This window comes from Corynebacterium sp. BF-R-2 (assembly GCF_024586525.1).
Lineage (GTDB): Bacteria > Actinomycetota > Actinomycetes > Mycobacteriales > Mycobacteriaceae > Corynebacterium > Corynebacterium singulare.
Map to the genome: position 1 here is coordinate 1 of NZ_JAMFTP010000017.1, position 16,403 is coordinate 16,403.

Here is a 16,403-nt window from a genome sequence, read left to right on the forward strand (position 1 = left end):
GACACAGTGTGCACAACCTCCTGACACCCAGTGTGCACAACCTGATGACACTCACCGTGCACGAGGTGCTGACACTTTACACCGAGTCCCCAGAACACCGGTACCAAAAACTCGCATCTGACACAATGCACAAACCCAATCGGCTAACTAGATGCTAGAATCCAGCTAACTGTCCATGAGTATTGTTGGTTCAACAATCAGCCTTACCTCTGAAAACTCGGACGATCTGCCAAGAATGTGGGCGTTCATCTCGGGAAGGCGTTGTCTTCGTGGCTCTTCGTAAATGTGGTACCACATCATGAGGACATGACCGTCGTGCACATCAACGTATCGTGCGATGTGTCCAAAGACTCTTGCATCGATGGCCGTTTGAATTCATCAAATTCCCTGGGCCCACGAGTGGTTTTGAACTTGTTATCAAGTTACCTATGATGCGGAGGCTTGGGGCATTCTACCGGGACTTTTGCGTAGAGGAGGTTGGCGCTTTTTCTGCCATCGTCCAGGTGATCGGTGAACCGGAATCGCGCCGACAAAGATTTGTTTCTCGACTTCTGCGAAGATGGAGCCAGTCTCGGGGACTGACTCTTTAAAACCTCGAAGCCCTCTACACGAATGCTGGGTTATCGGCATAACGCCGATGGCGGGGTGGACAAAGGGGCCAGTCTGTCCAACTCTCATCAACGAATATCAGAAGCTCAGTGGGTCTGTCGAATAAGCGAGAGGGCCTGAGTGTTGGCGCAGTCCCCCAGAGTTGTGCCCCGGGGTAATGTTGCTGATGCTCAACCCTAGTGCACACGGTTAGGATTACACCGACTCCATGGGGCTAATTGATTTCCTTGGAGATTAACCGCTAGTTACCCGCTCCACTATGGTGCGATTGATACGCCAGTCAGCGCGGCCTTCGCTAAAGCCGGAGTAGTACAGATCGAAGGAGAGGTCGTCCCCGCTACCGTGGGGGACTAGGGCGGATTTATAGAGGTTGGGGTAGCCGGACTCCTCGTGAGAGATGATGGGGGTGTCCGAGCGCTTCCAAGTGACACCGTCTTGAGAACGCAGAAGATAGAGGTTACCTTGCTTGACCGTGCCGGGGATGATGTGGACGAGGCCGATGTATTCACCGTCGTAGAGTTGGACGTCGATGTGCCACAGGCGCTGCCCAGACGTGAGGCCAGGGTCAAATGACACGGTGGTTGGTTCAGACCAGGTTTTGAGATCCGAGCTTTCGTAAAAGACCACGCGGTTAGGCACACCACCGCCGTTGGCTACACCGTAGAGGCGCCACTCTTCTCCCGTCCAGATGAGGGCTTGAGACATGAACTGAGGCTTACCGGTCCAGATTTCCTCCTTTTCCGACCAGTGCACACCATCGGTGGATTTCACTAGGTAGATTCGGTTGGTCTTTCCGTTCGGGCGATCGACCATGCGCCAGGTGAGGTACATCTCACCGCTCGGGGCCATGACGAGCTGGGTGTCAGAGTTGTGAGGGTTGGGCTTGCCCAGCTGGTCGTCGATGGGGTTATTGAGTCCGTCTGGAACCTGCCAGTTCCAGCCGTCGTTGGAGACAACTACGTTGGGATCTTCAGCACCTTCGTCGCTGGCCGGGTATGGGGTCATCGCCATCCAGTACTTCCAACCGTGCCAACCATTCTCAAAGTAGAGGACTGATGGGTGAGTGGCTTGGCCGCTGTCTTCGTGGGTGGGCAAGGTGAGCTGCGGGCCGCGCGGAGCGGTCCACGCCCACAAAGGATCTTTATCTTCACTGGTGGCAAGTCGTTCCTTGATGCTGGCTACGTGCTGAGCAAAACCAGGGGAGGGCTCCACGGAAGTAACTGGGGCGGGAGCTGTGCTTGTGGTCGGTTCCGGCGAGGAACTGGGTTCCTCAGTAGGCGCCGGGGAAGTTGAAGGTTGAGTGGACTCAGGCGTGGAAGTGGTAGTGCTCGGAGTTGCTGCAGAAGTGGTGCTCGGTGCTGTGGGCGACGAGGAGCCGTTGGAAGAACCGACTCCGGGCAGTAGGCCGGCGATGAGAGCCAAACCGCCAACGCTTGCTGCAAGCGCCACGAGTGCAGCAACGGCCTGCTGGACCTGCTCCTCATCGAATTGGGGAAGGGCAGGCATCTGGAAGGCAGGGAATGGTTGTGCCTCAGCAGGTGCTGGGGTGGTTGCCTGTCCGGTAACCAGAGAGGCAGTGAGGGCTAGGGCAACGAGTGCTTTACCAGTGCGTGGCGGTCGACGCATGAGAGGCTCCTTCGTGGGTGAGGTTGAGATAAATCGAAGTCTAGTTTGTGGTGACGCGTGGGGCAGGAGAACTGGTAGACACCGGCAAGCGTGTGCACTACTAATATTGTTCTTTAGTAGGCTGAGGCCCTGAGTGGGATTCCCTGTGCACTAAGATTGCCCTATGGCTAAATCCACTTCTGTCCGCACCGTCGTAGTCCCAGCCGCTGGTATGGGTACTCGTTTCTTGCCCGCGACCAAGACTGTCCCTAAGGAATTGCTGCCGGTTGTGGACACTCCCGGTATTGAGATGATTGCCGAGGAAGCCGCGGGCGCTGGAGCAACACGACTAGCTATTGTCACCTCGCCTAGCAAGGACGAAGTCATGCGGCACTTCGATGAGTTTCCTGACCTAGTTGAGATCCTGCGTGCTCGTGGAAAAGATGAGCAGGCAGCGAAGGTTGAGCGTGCCGCGCAGATTATTGATCCCGTCGCTGTTGTCCAAGACAAGCCTTTGGGCCTAGGACATGCTGTTGGTTTGGCGGAGTCCGTCTTGGACGAGGACGAGGACTACTTTGCGGTCATGCTTCCCGACGACGTCATTGAGCCTACCGCTGCCATGAGTGAGATGATTCGGGTGCGTCAGGAGCATGGTGGCTCGGTGCTGTTGGCTGTTGAGGTGGATCCGGCACACGTATCGAACTATGGCGTGTTTGACATTGAGGACACCGACGAGGACGGCGTGAAGAAGGTCGTGGGCATGGTGGAAAAACCTGCGGCTGAGGACGCGCCGTCGAACTTGGTGGCTACAGGCCGCTACCTACTAGATCGCGCGATTTTCGATGCCCTTCGCCGCATCGAACCAGGCAAGGGCGGGGAGCTGCAGCTTACCGACGCCATCGATCTACTCATTTCCGAGGGGCACCCCGTCCACGTCGTAGTCCACGACGGTATCCGCCATGACTTGGGTAACCCGGCCGGCTTTATCCCGGCCAGCGTGGAATTTGGCTTGCGCCATCCAAAGTATGGACCGGCGTTGTTTAAAGACCTTGAGGCCATCATGGAAAAATATAGGCAGCAATTGGGTTAAAGATGCGAAGAGTCCTAGTTCCCGTTAGGGAACTAGGACTCCTTTGTTGCTTACTCGGGAAGAGCTGCGGTCAGACTAATCGACGGTATTCACCCTATCCGGCCAATCGTGTGCGGCGGAGTTGAAGGAACCGGAAACGCTGCGATCGCCGGGCTTCGCGCAGGTCAGGTCAGCCCTGTCGCTGCCGATTCGGCAGATGAGGTCATAGTTCTCACCAGTCACGGGGCTCTTGGCGGTGATGTGAGCGGTGTAGAGGGAGCCGACCGTGGGGTTTGAAGGGTCGAGCGAGGTCATGGTGTAGGTGGCCTTCGAGGCCGGGGCGAACATGGCTACCGCGAACTCGCAGGACGTGGCGCTTCCGGCAGTGATGCGGTCGCCCTGCGGGGTCGTACCGCAGTTGCCGCCAATCTGGCTGGCATTCGTCGAGTTTTCCTCTGCGTCGTCGTGTGCCTCATCATCGGCGTCGTCATCGTCGTCCGCAGCTGTAGTTGGGGCGGGAGTGGAGTCTTCTTCCGTGGTGGTGTCGTCATCACTGTCCGCGGTGGTCGTTTCCTCCACGGCAACTGTGGTGTCGTCGACGCTGTCGGTGTCAGGTGATGTGGCTGGGGAAGAGGTGTCAGTGCTGCATGCGGTCAGCGCACATGCTGTGGCGATAGCGAGTGTGAGAGAAGAGAGTTTGTGCATAGCACAGCAGTATATACGGGAATGGCGGCCTGACCTGCTTATTAGTGGAAAATTATTGAGTCGGCCGCTGGGGAATCCTGACGGGATGGGCAGCGCTACGCGCTAGTGAATCAACCCCGGCAGAACAAACGCCATTCCGATGCTCCACACTAGGTGCAGGGTGGTGGCGGAGATGAGGACGGAGGCCACGAGGAGCAGGGGGACGCCCATGGCAGCGGTGACGGCGATGTAGAGGGCAACTTGGAAGATGAGTGAGGGGGTGGGGGAGGAGGCGTCGGAAAGCGCGCGGCGTGCCACGTCGCGGAAGAAGAGTCCCTCGCCCACGCCGTTGATGACGAGCGTGGCCAGCGTCATGGGGACGCTGTCGTGGCGCATAGTGTCCAGCAGGTCACTCACCGGCCCGAACAGGGCGGGGATAGAGCGCACGATGAGGGCGCCGAGGAGAAACAGGATGATGGTGATGCTACGAGCGCTGTGGATTTGAATGAGGCGCCGATGCTTGCCGACGTCTCCCTCTACCTCATCCATTCCATGTCCAAGACCGGAGACGTCCGTGCCGAGGAGCTTTCGGAGCACTTGGGCTCCCGCGTGGAGGTGGGCGAGGTCTTTCTCGACTCATCAGTTCTCTCGGCGGCCCTGCAGGCCGGCGTGGTGTTGGACAAGGAACGTGACTTCGAGTCCTATGTAGGTACCCCGCCCGGCGGCAACCAGACCTTTGCTGCCGCCGTCGCGGCCGCTAACGAGGGCACCGATACTCGCCGCTGGCAGAAGACCCTCGGCACGGTCGGCGCCGACGCGGTCTTGCCGCCGCGTGGGCCGGTGCCCTAGCTGTCAGCTGCGCCGACCTTGATCGCCGCGTATGGAAATCTGCCCTGAGCGCGGAGTGGTGCTTGCTCCCTACGCCGCGTGGACGGGCTTTGCCACGCTGCTCAGCGCGGAGATTGCCCGACGCAACCGGAGGTAGGCACTGGGAACTTAGTCGCCGGGGGCGGGCGTTACCCGCCTTGTGCGGGGAGTTGGGGCACGATCGTTGGATCAGCTCGTAGTGACATCCCAAGACTGCAGGGCATGCGAGTGCTCGTCAACAGAGCTCTGCAATGGCCAACATCGGTTACGTTCGTGAGATGAGAAGTGGAACCCCGTATTAAATTTATTAGATCTACAGCACACTTAACGCGAGATCTCTAGACTTGCTAGAAACGCGCGCTGGGACCGTCCGCAAGGTCCTTGCGCCCAAGGTGAATTGTCTGGAGTGAAACTACATGTCGGAGAGTACGACACTGCGGAAAACGATGAAGCCCTCGTGGGTCTTTGCCATGGCGTTGGGTGCGGCGATTGGCTGGGGTGCCTATATCTTGCCGTTTGACTGGATGCAGAAGGCGGGGCTTGCTGGAACACTCATCGGCTTTGTCATCGGTGGCCTGATGATTGCCGTTATTGGTTTGAGCTACGGCTTTACCATTCGTGCGCTGCCGCTGACCGGTGGTGGGGTGGCGTTCGCCATGGCAGCACTCGGCCGGACTCATGCGTTTATTGCGGGGTGGGCGTTGACACTGGGGTACTCGTGCGTCGTCGCGTTGAATGCGTCGGCGGTCACGCTCATCTTCCGTGTCACGTTCCCTGAGTTGGTCATGCAGGGCGCGCTTTACGACGTCGCCGGGTGGACCATCTATCTTCCCGAAGTAGCCATCTGCTCACTGTTTATCATTGGGTTCGCGTGGTTGAACTCCAAAGGTGCTGCGCTCTCAGGCCAGTTCCAGTTCTTTGCCGTTGTGCTCATGATCCTGGCAGTGGTGGTTATCGTGGCGTCGATGGTGATCTATTTCGTCGTCGAGCGCCCGGAGCTTGCCCCTGCTTTTCCCACAAATGTGCCGCCTGTTGCGGCGGTGGCGACCATCATCGCTTTTGCCCCGTGGGCCTACGTGGGCTTTGATTCCATTCCGCAGCTGGCAGGCGAGTTTAATTTCTCTCCGAAGAAGGCTCTGGGGCTTTTGCTGTGGGGCATCACTGTAGCGACGCTGATTTACTTGGCGATGATGCTAGCGACGTCGATTGCCGTGGGCGCCAACCACAGCGACCTAGAGGGCGAGGCTTGGCCACCGGCAGCAGCCATCAGCGAGGTGATGGGACCAGCGGGCTTGGTGCTCATGGTTGTTGCGGTGAGCGCGGGTGTCCTGACTGGACTCAATGGTTTCTACACTGCAGCAAGCCGAGTGCTGTTTACCTTGGGCCGCGCTAATTTGGTTCCGCGCCGGCTGGGTGAGCTTAAGGGCAAGGAGCACACCCCACGCAACGCGATTCTGTTGGTGTGTGCGGTGTGTTTGGTGACTCCCTGGTTCGGGCGTGCGGCGTTGACGTGGGTCGTCGATATGTCCAGTGCTGGTATCACGGTGGCGTATTTCTATACGTGCTTCTGCGCCTGGAAGATTGCGCGCACTGGACAGGTCTCCGGGATGACTCAGCCCATTGCACCGAACAAGTTCTACGAGTACTTCGCGCTCGCCGGATGCATTCTCTCCATCGGGTTCCTGGCGCTGCTCTTTATCCCGGGCTCGCCTGGCATGCTGGGAACGGCTCCGCTCATCGCGCTGGTGGTCTGGATTGCGTTGGGCCTGGTGTCGTGGACCATCAAGAGCCTGCAGCTGAAGGACGTGCCGCCGGAGAAGACGGCGTCGTTGATTCTGGAATAGCTGGGGTGGTTAGTCGGTAGTGTTCAGTTGCTGCGGCCAAGATTGTGTCACCCTCGGGCGTCAGGCCGCAGTCGCCGCCGACCTGGCTCGCGTTGAGGGGCTGCTCGCCGGATTCTTCTTCCTGCTGCTCGTCAGCTCGGGTCGGTGTGGTCGGCCTGGTGGGGAAGGAGGCGTCGGCAAGCACGGCGCTGAACACACGCTTTAGCACTAGACTTTGAGAGGGCAGTGTTCAGTTGGCGTCGAGAAGCGAGGAATGGGCTAATGGACAAGGTCGAGGTTGGAGACGTAGTTGCGTATAGAGAAAGCGATTCCATCGTCGGGCAATCTTTAAAGGCTCGGATTGTGGACATTCAGCCTTCGAGAAAGGCCTCGTTTCGGTACTCCCTAGAGCTTGAGGACGGATCCATCCGTAAGGTCCCGCGGCCGCGAATTAAGGGGCCATGGGCTAAGGCTGCTGAGATTGATGGACTAGTGAACCATCAGGTGAGGCTACACGCGCAACGAGGTGGGGAAGAGCAAGACAGTGCCGCAAGCTTCATGATTGAGAGTTGCCGCCTAGGAGAAGCCATGGAGCTGGGAAGCGGCGATGATGTTGTGATCACCGATGCGAAGGCTCTTGAAGAACTAGTAGATTCCCCATTGGACGTGCTTTTGGAGGGAGTGCTAACCGCTTCCTGCGAGGAAGGGCTGCAAATATCTCCCTTGGGCGGAGTCCGCATTGTGCAAAGATTCGCGGAAGTCTGTCCTGATGAAGTGCTTGAGGTCGTGGCAAAAGAAGAGAATGAGTGGAAATTTAAGCTTCGAGAGCATCAGGGAATTAATTCTGCGCGATGGGAGTGGGAATTCTATTGTGAGCACTACCGGCCGATGTTTGAACTCTGGCGTGAATGGTGCGGTTTTGCTGCGGTACGGAAGTACGAACGAGAACTTGCGGCAGAAGCAGAGGGGGCAAGGCTTTTCGACTTGGCTAAGCGACTGATTGAGCATATTGAAAAGAAAGAGCCAGAGATTGCCAAAATGTACCGGCAGGAACTACTCACGGAGCAGATAACGCCGTATACCATCCGCGAGACCCCTGATAGGCCACTAGAACCTGACGAGATTCCAGTTCGGGTTGAGTATCGCAGGCGGCGTTGGAGGTGATGGCACTATTAGTTGCTCTGTTGGAGCTCTTCTTGTCCTTGGGATAACACTGGAAAGCTACTTGAACTAAGATAAGCCGTAGTTAGTTTACTTCGTTATGGGAGTTTTTAGTCATGGGAAAGAAGCTGCAATTTTCCGATTTTGACGAGCAAGCTTTGTATGAAAACGCCCTTAATACGATCAATTTGGCATCGAAAATTCCATTTGTGAAGGTGGATCGCGCCGAATTCTTGAACAAGCATTTTGAGGGCTCACCCTACTTGGAAGAGATTCTTGAGCATGGTCCGCAGGCCGTTTTCTCACAGGCGACACTGCGAAAGCATGCTCAAAAGGTTGTAGCGTCCAATACAACCAAGACAGCTGCGGTATCTTTTGCATCCGGTATCCCGACCAATGTCCTCGTAATGATTCCAGCTGGCGCTGCGGACGTCGTGCAATATTTCGGTTTTGCAATGCGTATGGCGCAACAGATCGCGTATCTGTATGGGGAAGATGAGCTGTTCGAGTCTAACGGGACATCTGGCCTTTCAGATGAGGCGAAGATCCGAGTAATGGCTTATCTGGGTGGAATGTTTGGCGCGGCTGGTGCTGCTGCGCTGATCGCCAACACCTCCCAAAAAGTAGGGGCCCGGGTAGGTAAGAAGGTTGCTGGAAAGGCTTTGACCAAAACTGTTTGGTACCCCCTATTCAAGAAAACCGGCACGATGCTTGGTGCGAAGATCACCAAAAAGACCGTTGAGAAGACCATCACTAAGGCCGTTCCAGTACTTGGTGGAGCTGTCTCCGGTGGAATTGCGTGGGCCTCGTTCAAGCCGATGGGCAAACGCCTTATTGACGTGTTCGAACGTCAACTAAATGGTGAGTTTGATGATATTGATGAATTATTGCCGGAGTTTGATGACAAGCTTGAAAGTAAACCCGCCAATCCTCCCGTAATTGATGGTGAAGTAGTCAGCGAGTAGGACACCACAGAGAGCTCTCCGATTTGAGCGTTTTCGGCATCCCGTTATCGGGCGAAGTCTTCTTTACCCAATAGCCACAGGCAACAAAGCACTTTATTGGCTCAGCCCAAAAGTTCTGGATAAGCGCTATGTACCGGGGGATGGTCGGGGCGTCGGCAAGCCGGGCGGCGGCAGAGGACTCAATAGTGAGCAGGGCGAAAGCGGGTCTGCGTTGTGCGGTTGATGTGGAACTCAGAGAAGCTAAAAGAGAGGCGCCCCAAGGCTGAACGACTACAAGCCTCATAAATGCCTGGTCTTATAGAGTGTCCTTGGCTCAGGTGCATGTGCGCATCCATACTTTGCTTTCGTCCTAAACCTCATCTCAGCAGACGCTGGTAGCGTTTGCACATAACGCAACCGGCAGCCACGGGAGGACTATTCTATGGACGGGGATGTTACTGAGCTGCTTGTATACGCCGGGTTAGTGCTTGTCATGGTGCTCTTCTGGGCCTACTACATTTTGGAGGTGCGCAGGAATCCCAAATCGGAAGAGTGGTACGACGAACCCGCCTTTGAAGGCGCAGCAAGTGATGGTGTCCTTTTCTACTATCCTTACGGCTCGCTAATTCTGGGCGTTGGCGGTATCTCAGGGTTGGTCGAAAGTGTAAACCCTCCCGAATTAGTCTCAACGGTGCTGATGTTTGCGGGCATGACAGCGCTCGGTATCGGGCTCATTGGAATTACGGGTGCGTTCGGGATTCCGCTTCCGTGGCCTTTTGTTCCGAAGTGGGTCGTCGACATCCGCAAAGCAAAACGTGCTCGAAGGCGAGAGCGCAGACAAGCCAGAAAAAGGGAAAAGGAAAAATAGGCCTGGCACCTTACTCTTGACTGAATGGAGCTAGATGAGGCACACTCTTCGCTAGGAGCAGCCCTACATTACGTACAGCTGCTCGACCCTCACCGGGGCTACTGGCAGGTGGGGGTCATTTTTCTTGTGGTGGGGTGATGGTGCCGCTATGTCGGTCCGAGTTCCTGCTGAATCGCCGCACTCACATGCGCAAAAGGAATCCGCTCCTGCTCAATGCGCAGCCGGCCTGCGGTGAAGAGTTGGCGATAGGCGCGCTGCTCTTCGGTGGTGAGGTGGGTAAGTGTGGCGGAGCCGTCGCCGGGGTCGGGGACGGCCAGGTGCTGGAATTCGGTGACGGTGGCGGTGTCCATGAGGAGTGACTTCGTGTGGGGAAAGTGGGCGCGCACGGCGTTGAGGATGGCAAAGCCGGCGGCGTCGAGGTCGCCCCAGTAGGTGATGTCGGTGTGGTTAAGCCAGTCCAGTGCGTGGAGTTGGTGAGCGGCGGTGCCGGCACCGAGGAGTGCGATGGTGGGAGGGGAGGCGTCGGCAAGCGCGGGCAGGGCCAGGAACGTCTGCTTGTTTTCCACGATGAGGACGCGGGGAGGGGTATCGGTGAAGAGTCTGGCAGCGTCGGCAAGGGGGATTTCGATATCGGAGAATGCAGGGGCGTGGTTGAGGTAGCGCAGGCGGATTCGGGTGTCGCTGCGGCGCAGGCCCAAGTCCGTGATGCCGAAGGGAGCGAGGAGGGTGAGGAGTAGGCGGCGGTGGTTGCCAATCCACTTGCCGTCCACACCCTCAACCGGCACGGCGCGCTCCCACTCACCGGATTCAGGGTTGGCGCGCAGCCAGGTCAGGCACGGCCCCAGGCACGCCAGGTCATAGGCGCTTAAATCCTTCCATTGGGTATAGCTGCGGTGGACGGTGTGGGCGAAGTCGGGTGAGCCCGGGAAGATGGCGGCGATGCTCCGGGCGCGCTGCCGGGCGGTGGAATACTCGCGTTCCAAGCCGGCGGCGGTGGCGATGCGTTCAGCACCGGTGATTGTGATGCGAGTCGGGATGGTGTTCGTGCCGAGGCCCGCGCGTGACCAATTGCGGGAGGTGTATATAACCTCCTCCTGGTGGGGCCAGCGCTGCCAAGCGCGGACAAAGCCCTGTGCGGCGTCGATATCGCGGGCGGCAGCAGCGGCAGTGGGCGGGTGCAGGGGCCAGTCGACGCGCACAGAATCCGGGTCAGCCAGTGCTTGGGCAAAGTGGTTGCGCAGGAACTTTGCGGCGTGGGCGTGCAAATCTTCAGGGTTGCGCATGGTCGGGATCCTGGTAGGTGGAGGCGTCGATAAGCGAATAGCCCGTGCGCGCCTGCGGGCGGCCATTGATGGTGGGCTCGTCGTACTTGACCACAATCGTGCCATCCACGTAAGGAGACAGCGTCTGGATGAGCTTGAAAGGAGTGGCCAGAATCATATGGAAACCAAAAGACGTAAAGACGGACATGGCTGTGCGGGTAAAGGTGGGATCGGCTCGGTCAAAGGCCTCATCCAGAATGATGGAGCCATAGGTGGGCACGTCCTGATCCGGCTCCGCCAGCCGGAAGCGGAGGGCCGCAGCCAGACAGAAGAAGACGAGCTTTTGCGCCTGGCCGCCGGAGAGTGACGCGGAATCCTGGTAGGTATTGGCCGTCGTTCCGTCGGGGTAGCACTCGCGGCCGATGAAACTGACGTGGCGGCGGGTATCTAAGACAACGTTGCGCCAGCGGATATCCTCTGGCTGGCTCGAGCCCAAGCGGCTCAAGATCTTGTCCAACGCGTGGTAGCGCGCAAGGGCGGCCTCTGTATCATCGGAGCCGATTTCGCCCAAGCTGTGGGAGGTGGCGGCATCAAGATCCCGCTGGAAATCCTGGACCACCTGGCCGCGAGCATCTTTGACGTCGATGCGCAGGGTGCGCTCACCGTTGAAGGGAGAGCGCTCCAGGGACTTGTTGATGTATTCCATGCGCCGCTCAATATCACTGCGAGCACGGCGCAGGTCGGTGGTGAGGTGGGAGAGGTTGCGCACGGTGGAGCCGTTGAGCAGCTCCAGGAAGCGGGCGCGGAAATCCGCCAGGCGGTCAGCGCGTAGGAACTTGAGCTTCTCAATGCCCTCGCCAGCGAAGCTGGCCTGCGGCTCAAGGTCCGCGGCTTCCGCCGGCCACTGGGCCAGATACGTGTGGAGGACAGAGACAATTTTGGCGTTGGCGTCCTCGATGCTGCGCGCGGCGGTGCGGGCGGTGTTCTGAAGACTGGCCTGCACCTCATCGCGCCGCGCATCGATGTCATCAATGGTGAGCTTGCGCTTGCCCTTGTGCAGGGCCTCTTCGACTGCTTTCGCGATGTCCTGGTCCGCGATGTCGGGCACGGTACCGATGCTGCGGCGTCGCTCGGTTGAGCGCTCAAGCTCGCCTTCGATGTTGCCCAGGTGCTTCTGGGCGGCGTTCAGCCGGGCGCGTGCGGCCATGAGCTTGGCCTTGGCCTGCTCGTGGGCTGCGGCTAGGGCTTGGGCCTCCGGGGAGGAGGCCAGCGAGTCATACTGCTCCTGCAGATCCCGCCGGCGAGCCTCGGCGGAGGCGGTGTCAATATCCTGGAAGGAGGTTTCTAGCACCTGCTGGGCTTTATCGCGCTGGGAGCGCAGAATGTCCATCTTCCGGTTGAGGTTCTGGACCTGCTTCGCCGTGGCACGCGCGGTGGCTTTGGCCCCCGTGAGCTGGGCGCGCAGCAGCTCAATCTTGGCGGTGTTGGTGGAACCTACCCGGTACCAGGCAGTGCCGCGGAAACGCTTGCGGTCATCCTTGATGAAGCGGGTTGAGCCGTCCTTATCCTTGGGGCGGCTTTCCAGGCCATCGCGCGTTACCGCCGGGGTGGTGGTGACCTTGTCTAGCTCCGCAACCGAGTCCACACACTCGTAGTTGAAGCGGCGCGAAATATGTTGGCGAACCCAGTGCGCCATGGCGTGGTCCTGGAATTCCAGCTTGTGGATAAGCTGCCGCGGGCTGCGTGCGGACGCCGGTGGTGAAGCAAACTCCGGAATGGTGCGGTACTCCAAACGGGTGCCCACGTTGCGCGAATTGACCCACTGGTTGATGGTGTCGCGGGCAGCCTCGGGCACCAACAGGGTGGCCGCAAAACCGTGAAGGAGCTTTTGAATTACCGGTTCCCAGTCCGCCTGCTGCGGGCTGATATCGATGAGCTCGCCGGCGAAGGGAAGCTCGGATTCGGCATAGCCGGTATCGCGAGCTAGCTGCGCGCGCAGTTCTACGAGAGCCTTGTCGATGTTGGTGCGCCGCGAGCTAAATGAGCGCAGCTCGCTATCGAGCGTGGCGCAGGCGGTGGCGGCGTCGCGGGCCGCTACGCCGGCTTCTTGCTGCTGGTCGGTGAGGTCGGCGAAGTCAACTTCAAAATCTGCGATGCGCAGCTTCGCGGTGGCCTGCAGCTCGGCGAAGCCGTGCGGGCTGAACTCGTAATCATCAGTCCACGCGCCAGCGGCTGCAGCCAGCCGTTGGAATTCCTTCGTGCGGTGCTCAATCTCTTTCTCCGCAGTCTCCATCTTGGCCTTCAAGGCATCGAGCTCGCCAGCGCTGAGTTGGGTAACGGCCACCGCGGCCAGGCGCTCGGCATCATCCAGGTGCGCGACCTCAGCGTCGAGGGTCTCCGACTGTGACTGGGCCTCCGCTAGCTGTGCTGTGAGCGCACGGATGCGGAAGTCCAATTCCTCTGCCACCAGGCGGGCGCGTACTGCCGGCAGCGCCTCACTCATGGCCTCAGCTTTTTCCTTTTCTGCCTCAGCACTAGACCGCTGAGAGTGAAGTTGGGGTAGTGGTGCGAGCGTATCTATCTGTGCCTTGACGTCCTCAACCCGCAGGTAGGCCTGGCGCAAATCTTCAAATTGTTCCACGGCTTCATCCGCTCTGGTGAAGGTATCCGGCACATCCAGCATGTAATCCCTAAAGAGCTGGTCCAGGCTGGACAGTGACTTCGCGGATTGTGTGCGGTGAAGAAGGAGCTGGCCCTCCACATTCTTGATTCCGAGGCGTTTGCGGAAGCGGTCCGCAAACGTGGCGTAGGTCGGTGTGAAGGACGCGCCGGGGCCCTTATACAGTGCCCTGATCTTGCGGCTATCCAGGCTGCGGGTGAGCAAGGGGCTGAGCTTGTCGACGTCCTCATCGCCCGGCACCAGCCCATACAACTTCTTGATCTGGCCTACGGAGTTCTCACCGCCGTTGAGGCGAAAAATGGCGATGAGGGTGTGCTGCTTGCCCTGGCCATTGTCATAGGTCAGCGCCACCACCGAGTTGGTGGCTCCTTCGCGCAGGTATTCCGGGGTAATCTCACCGGTCTGTGTATTCTCCTGCTGCCGCCACGCGCCGCGCACGTAGGAGACCAAGTTGCGGCCGTTGTGCCGTCCGAGGTCTTGCTGCGAGGCCGCGTTGAACTTCACGTGGTTCTGCGGGACCAACACCGCCGACATGGCATCCAGCAGCGTGGATTTTCCTGAACCCGAGCCACCCGTAATGAGGAAACCTTTGCGCGCTACCGGGATGGAAAAATAGCCGTGAAAGGTTCCCCAATTGATGAGCTGGATGCGGCTGATGCGGAACTGGCCTGGGTAATAGTTTGTGTGCTTAGTCATCTGAGGTGTCCTCCTCGGTCTCCTCGGCTCGCGCCAGGCGGGCGTATTCATCCCGGATGGCGGTGACCGTGGAGGCGTCGAAAAGCTGGCGCAGCACCGGCGAGACCTCCAACCGGCCTTCGGTCTCCGTGGCGCTGAGCAGGGAATAGTCATTCTGGATGCGCTTGATAGCAGCGTTGAAGCGTTTGGTGAATCCGGCCTCGTCGCGGTTATCCACTGCGCGGACATAGCCGATGCTCTCCCGGAGGTCTTCTACGTCCACGATGACGCGCTCGCCGGGCAGAGCCAGCCCCAGCTCCTGGCGCAGGTTGAGCAGGATGGCGGTATCGATGTGCTTGAGCTTGTCCGTGCGCAGCACCTGCGGGATGCTCAGGGTGTCATCATCCACCATGCGGGTAAAGGCAAATCCCTCGGTCTCATCGATGACGAGCTCCAAAAATACCTCGTGCAACCGGGCACGCAGATTCTCCTCATCAGAAATAATCGCTGACCACAGCACCGGCTCCTTCTGTGCGCGGACAAGTGGTCCTTGGAGCAGCTGCACCAAGGCGCGGCGCGAGTGGTAGGTCAACGTTCCTTTGTCGTGCTCCCACAGCGGGGGCTCGTGCGCGGAATCCACGCGGGGGCTGTTGGCGGTGGTCATTGAAGCTCCTCAACGGTTGTGTGATCGAAATACATAGTGGGAATCTGCGCGGCACGTACAGCACCGTCTTCTTCGGTCCACGTGACCTTTTCACTGGCCTCCCGCACCGCAGGCAGCGGATGTTGGTCAGCAATGTGGACTAGTCCCACCACGCTGGCGAGGCCTTGTGTTGGGGGATGGGCCTGCAATACCTGGGCAATGGTGCACGGGCCAGAGTCGCTCACTGTCTGCCGAATCGCCTCGTGCAGCTCCTCAAAGTCGATCTCGGACTCGCGTACCAGCTCGTAAAGGGCGTGTGCGTTGTCTTCGCCCGGTTGGTAGGCCACCGGTGTTTCTTCCACGACCTCCCGGCCAGGATTGGCCAAACGGATGCGGGAGACGGAATGAATCGACATACCGATGCGCTGCAGGGGAGTTTCCATCCGGTGGAAGGCCTTGAGTTCACTGGCTTGCGCGGCATCAATAGCCATGCCGCGGGCTTCTCGCAGCAGCTCAATCATGCGCCGGTCTTCCGCGAACTGCTCCGAGGACACGTAGTGGCGCAGGCTGCGCGCCAAACCCGTCATGGTCTGGTTGACCTCAAAGCTGGTTTCTTCCATATCGCGAAAGAGACGACGCAGCTGCCTGCGTCTCTCCGGTGCCACATCTTGGCCGGCTTCACTATCGAGCACCTGCTCAATCCATTGGTCGAGCCACGCGCTGCGCTCCCTATCCATAAGGAGGGAATAAAAGCCCTGGAAGCTGCGGCCCGCGTCCGATTCTGCGATGTGGTCCACGCCGTTGAAGATCTCCTCCAGCACGTCACCGCGGTAGCCCTCCGGATCCAAAAGCTGCCGGCGCAGCTGGTGGTTGAGCGCTTCAAGATCGTGGCGAACTCTGGCGAAATCGCTCGGCACCGCCATAGCCATATTGAGCACATCCTGGACTCGTTCCTCAGTCTCGGCGGCAGTGAGCCTTTCAAACTGACCCAGCTGTGCTTTTTCAATCTCGCGGTCAATGCGTGCGCGTTCTGCCTCCAAACTGGCCACGCGGCTGGCGATGTCCTTATTGGTATCCCGCGCCAACCTCTGCAGAGCCGAGCTAATCGATTCCACACGCGACGCCGTCACCGTAGTCACCGGCGCTTCCCAGCGCTCGATTGCTTCCAATGCCGATAGGGCTTCCTCGCTGGGCTCGAGTGTTTCACCCCGTGTACTCCTTCCGGATTTACGCACCAACCAACCGGCCTTGACCCAGTCATTGCAATAGTTTTGTGGGGTGCGCGGCATAGGAAACTCGCTGGCAATCACCTCGAAATCGGTGACCATGAGCTCATAGACTTCCGCCGCTGGTCGCGCCCGGGTGCCGCGTGGAAAGTACTCCGCAATCAACGCCAGAATCACCGGCGCATTATCCGCAGCCAGGAGCCGAATCGCGGCGGAATCATGCATCAAGCGCCGGAGTGACAAAGCGCGTGCTTCAACAGACATGATTCGATTCTGACAGGTGGGGC

General features: G+C 58.9%; 14 protein-coding genes. 6 read left to right on the plus strand and 8 right to left on the minus strand.

Translation table 11 applies throughout. The features are described 5' to 3' along the window. Positions 1 to 843 precede the first annotated feature (843 nt). Positions 844 to 2,235: a sialidase family protein gene (locus M5J09_RS12045; RefSeq protein WP_257158023.1), complete on the minus strand. Its 1,392-nt coding sequence runs from the start codon at positions 2,233 to 2,235 to the stop codon at positions 844 to 846. Between the two features lie 163 nt (positions 2,236 to 2,398). Here M5J09_RS12045 and M5J09_RS12050 point away from each other — a divergent pair, with 163 nt between their 5' ends. Beyond that, complete coding sequence (locus M5J09_RS12050; protein WP_257158024.1) at positions 2,399 to 3,304, plus strand: UTP--glucose-1-phosphate uridylyltransferase; 906 nt, start codon at positions 2,399 to 2,401, stop codon at positions 3,302 to 3,304. Positions 3,305 to 3,379: 75 nt separating this feature from the next. Here M5J09_RS12050 and M5J09_RS12055 read toward each other — a convergent pair whose 3' ends face one another. Together M5J09_RS12055 and M5J09_RS12060 are read right to left on the minus strand one after the other, a co-directional pair. Next, positions 3,380 to 3,988, minus strand: a complete 609-nt coding sequence (locus M5J09_RS12055) for a hypothetical protein (RefSeq protein ID WP_257158025.1) — start codon at positions 3,986 to 3,988, stop codon at positions 3,380 to 3,382. 102 nt (positions 3,989 to 4,090) lie between these two features. Beyond that, positions 4,091 to 4,516 (minus strand): hypothetical protein, encoded by a 426-nt coding sequence (locus tag M5J09_RS12060; RefSeq protein ID WP_257158026.1) that lies wholly within the window; start codon positions 4,514 to 4,516, stop codon positions 4,091 to 4,093. Positions 4,517 to 4,519: 3 nt separating this feature from the next. On the opposite strand from M5J09_RS12060, the gene M5J09_RS12065 reads away from it, so the two are divergent. Together M5J09_RS12065 and M5J09_RS12070 are read left to right on the plus strand one after the other, a co-directional pair. Next, the gene (locus tag M5J09_RS12065) at positions 4,520 to 4,816 is read left to right on the plus strand and encodes a hypothetical protein (RefSeq protein WP_257158027.1); all 297 of its coding nucleotides are present in this window, start codon (positions 4,520 to 4,522) and stop codon (positions 4,814 to 4,816) included. A 464-nt stretch (positions 4,817 to 5,280) separates the two neighbouring features. After that, positions 5,281 to 6,678, plus strand: a complete 1,398-nt coding sequence (locus tag M5J09_RS12070; RefSeq protein WP_257158028.1) for an APC family permease — start codon at positions 5,281 to 5,283, stop codon at positions 6,676 to 6,678. Here the strand turns inward: M5J09_RS12070 and M5J09_RS12075 are convergent. Then, complete coding sequence (locus M5J09_RS12075) at positions 6,617 to 6,886, minus strand: hypothetical protein (RefSeq protein ID WP_257158029.1); 270 nt, start codon at positions 6,884 to 6,886, stop codon at positions 6,617 to 6,619. The genes M5J09_RS12070 and M5J09_RS12075 overlap by 62 nt on opposite strands. A 53-nt stretch (positions 6,887 to 6,939) precedes the next feature. Here M5J09_RS12075 and M5J09_RS12080 point away from each other — a divergent pair, with 53 nt between their 5' ends. From M5J09_RS12080 to M5J09_RS12090, 3 genes are all read left to right on the plus strand, one after another. Then, positions 6,940 to 7,821, plus strand: a complete 882-nt coding sequence (locus tag M5J09_RS12080) for a hypothetical protein (RefSeq protein ID WP_257158030.1) — start codon at positions 6,940 to 6,942, stop codon at positions 7,819 to 7,821. A 113-nt stretch (positions 7,822 to 7,934) separates the two neighbouring features. Next, positions 7,935 to 8,783: a hypothetical protein gene (locus M5J09_RS12085; RefSeq protein ID WP_257158031.1), complete on the plus strand. Its 849-nt coding sequence runs from the start codon at positions 7,935 to 7,937 to the stop codon at positions 8,781 to 8,783. A gap of 421 nt (positions 8,784 to 9,204) precedes the next feature. Continuing rightward, entirely contained in the window at positions 9,205 to 9,630 is a 426-nt protein-coding gene (locus M5J09_RS12090; protein ID WP_257158032.1) for a hypothetical protein, read from the plus strand. A 146-nt stretch (positions 9,631 to 9,776) separates the two neighbouring features. Here the strand turns inward: M5J09_RS12090 and M5J09_RS12095 are convergent, their stop codons facing one another. From M5J09_RS12095 to M5J09_RS12110, 4 genes are read right to left on the minus strand one after another with little or no spacing between them, the layout of a single operon-like run. Beyond that, a complete protein-coding gene (locus M5J09_RS12095) occupies positions 9,777 to 10,913 on the minus strand; it encodes a DUF3322 domain-containing protein (RefSeq protein ID WP_257158033.1) in 1,137 nt (378 codons plus the stop codon). Further along, positions 10,900 to 14,268, minus strand: a complete 3,369-nt coding sequence (locus tag M5J09_RS12100; RefSeq protein ID WP_257158034.1) for an ATP-binding protein — start codon at positions 14,266 to 14,268, stop codon at positions 10,900 to 10,902. Before M5J09_RS12100 ends, M5J09_RS12095 begins: the two co-directional genes overlap by 14 nt. After that, complete coding sequence (locus M5J09_RS12105) at positions 14,261 to 14,911, minus strand: DUF4194 domain-containing protein (RefSeq protein WP_257158035.1); 651 nt, start codon at positions 14,909 to 14,911, stop codon at positions 14,261 to 14,263. The genes M5J09_RS12100 and M5J09_RS12105 overlap by 8 nt, the downstream gene beginning before the upstream one ends. Beyond that, positions 14,908 to 16,380, minus strand: coding sequence for a DUF3375 domain-containing protein (locus M5J09_RS12110; RefSeq protein WP_257158036.1), 1,473 nt, complete (start codon positions 16,378 to 16,380; stop codon positions 14,908 to 14,910). Before M5J09_RS12110 ends, M5J09_RS12105 begins: the two co-directional genes overlap by 4 nt. Positions 16,381 to 16,403 lie beyond the last annotated feature (23 nt).

Coding starts and splice junctions, on each gene's coding strand:
- M5J09_RS12045 (WP_257158023.1), bottom strand. CDS start 2,235: ATGCGTCGACCGCCACGCACTGGTAAAGCACTCGTTGCCCTAGCCCTC.
- M5J09_RS12050 (WP_257158024.1), top strand. CDS start 2,399: ATGGCTAAATCCACTTCTGTCCGCACCGTCGTAGTCCCAGCCGCTGGT.
- M5J09_RS12055 (WP_257158025.1), bottom strand. CDS start 3,988: ATGCACAAACTCTCTTCTCTCACACTCGCTATCGCCACAGCATGTGCG.
- M5J09_RS12060 (WP_257158026.1), bottom strand. CDS start 4,516: ATGGATGAGGTAGAGGGAGACGTCGGCAAGCATCGGCGCCTCATTCAA.
- M5J09_RS12065 (WP_257158027.1), top strand. CDS start 4,520: ATGTCCAAGACCGGAGACGTCCGTGCCGAGGAGCTTTCGGAGCACTTG.
- M5J09_RS12070 (WP_257158028.1), top strand. CDS start 5,281: ATGAAGCCCTCGTGGGTCTTTGCCATGGCGTTGGGTGCGGCGATTGGC.
- M5J09_RS12080 (WP_257158030.1), top strand. CDS start 6,940: ATGGACAAGGTCGAGGTTGGAGACGTAGTTGCGTATAGAGAAAGCGAT.
- M5J09_RS12085 (WP_257158031.1), top strand. CDS start 7,935: ATGGGAAAGAAGCTGCAATTTTCCGATTTTGACGAGCAAGCTTTGTAT.
- M5J09_RS12090 (WP_257158032.1), top strand. CDS start 9,205: ATGGACGGGGATGTTACTGAGCTGCTTGTATACGCCGGGTTAGTGCTT.
- M5J09_RS12095 (WP_257158033.1), bottom strand. CDS start 10,913: ATGCGCAACCCTGAAGATTTGCACGCCCACGCCGCAAAGTTCCTGCGC.
- M5J09_RS12100 (WP_257158034.1), bottom strand. CDS start 14,268: ATGACTAAGCACACAAACTATTACCCAGGCCAGTTCCGCATCAGCCGC.
- M5J09_RS12105 (WP_257158035.1), bottom strand. CDS start 14,911: ATGACCACCGCCAACAGCCCCCGCGTGGATTCCGCGCACGAGCCCCCG.
- M5J09_RS12110 (WP_257158036.1), bottom strand. CDS start 16,380: ATGTCTGTTGAAGCACGCGCTTTGTCACTCCGGCGCTTGATGCATGAT.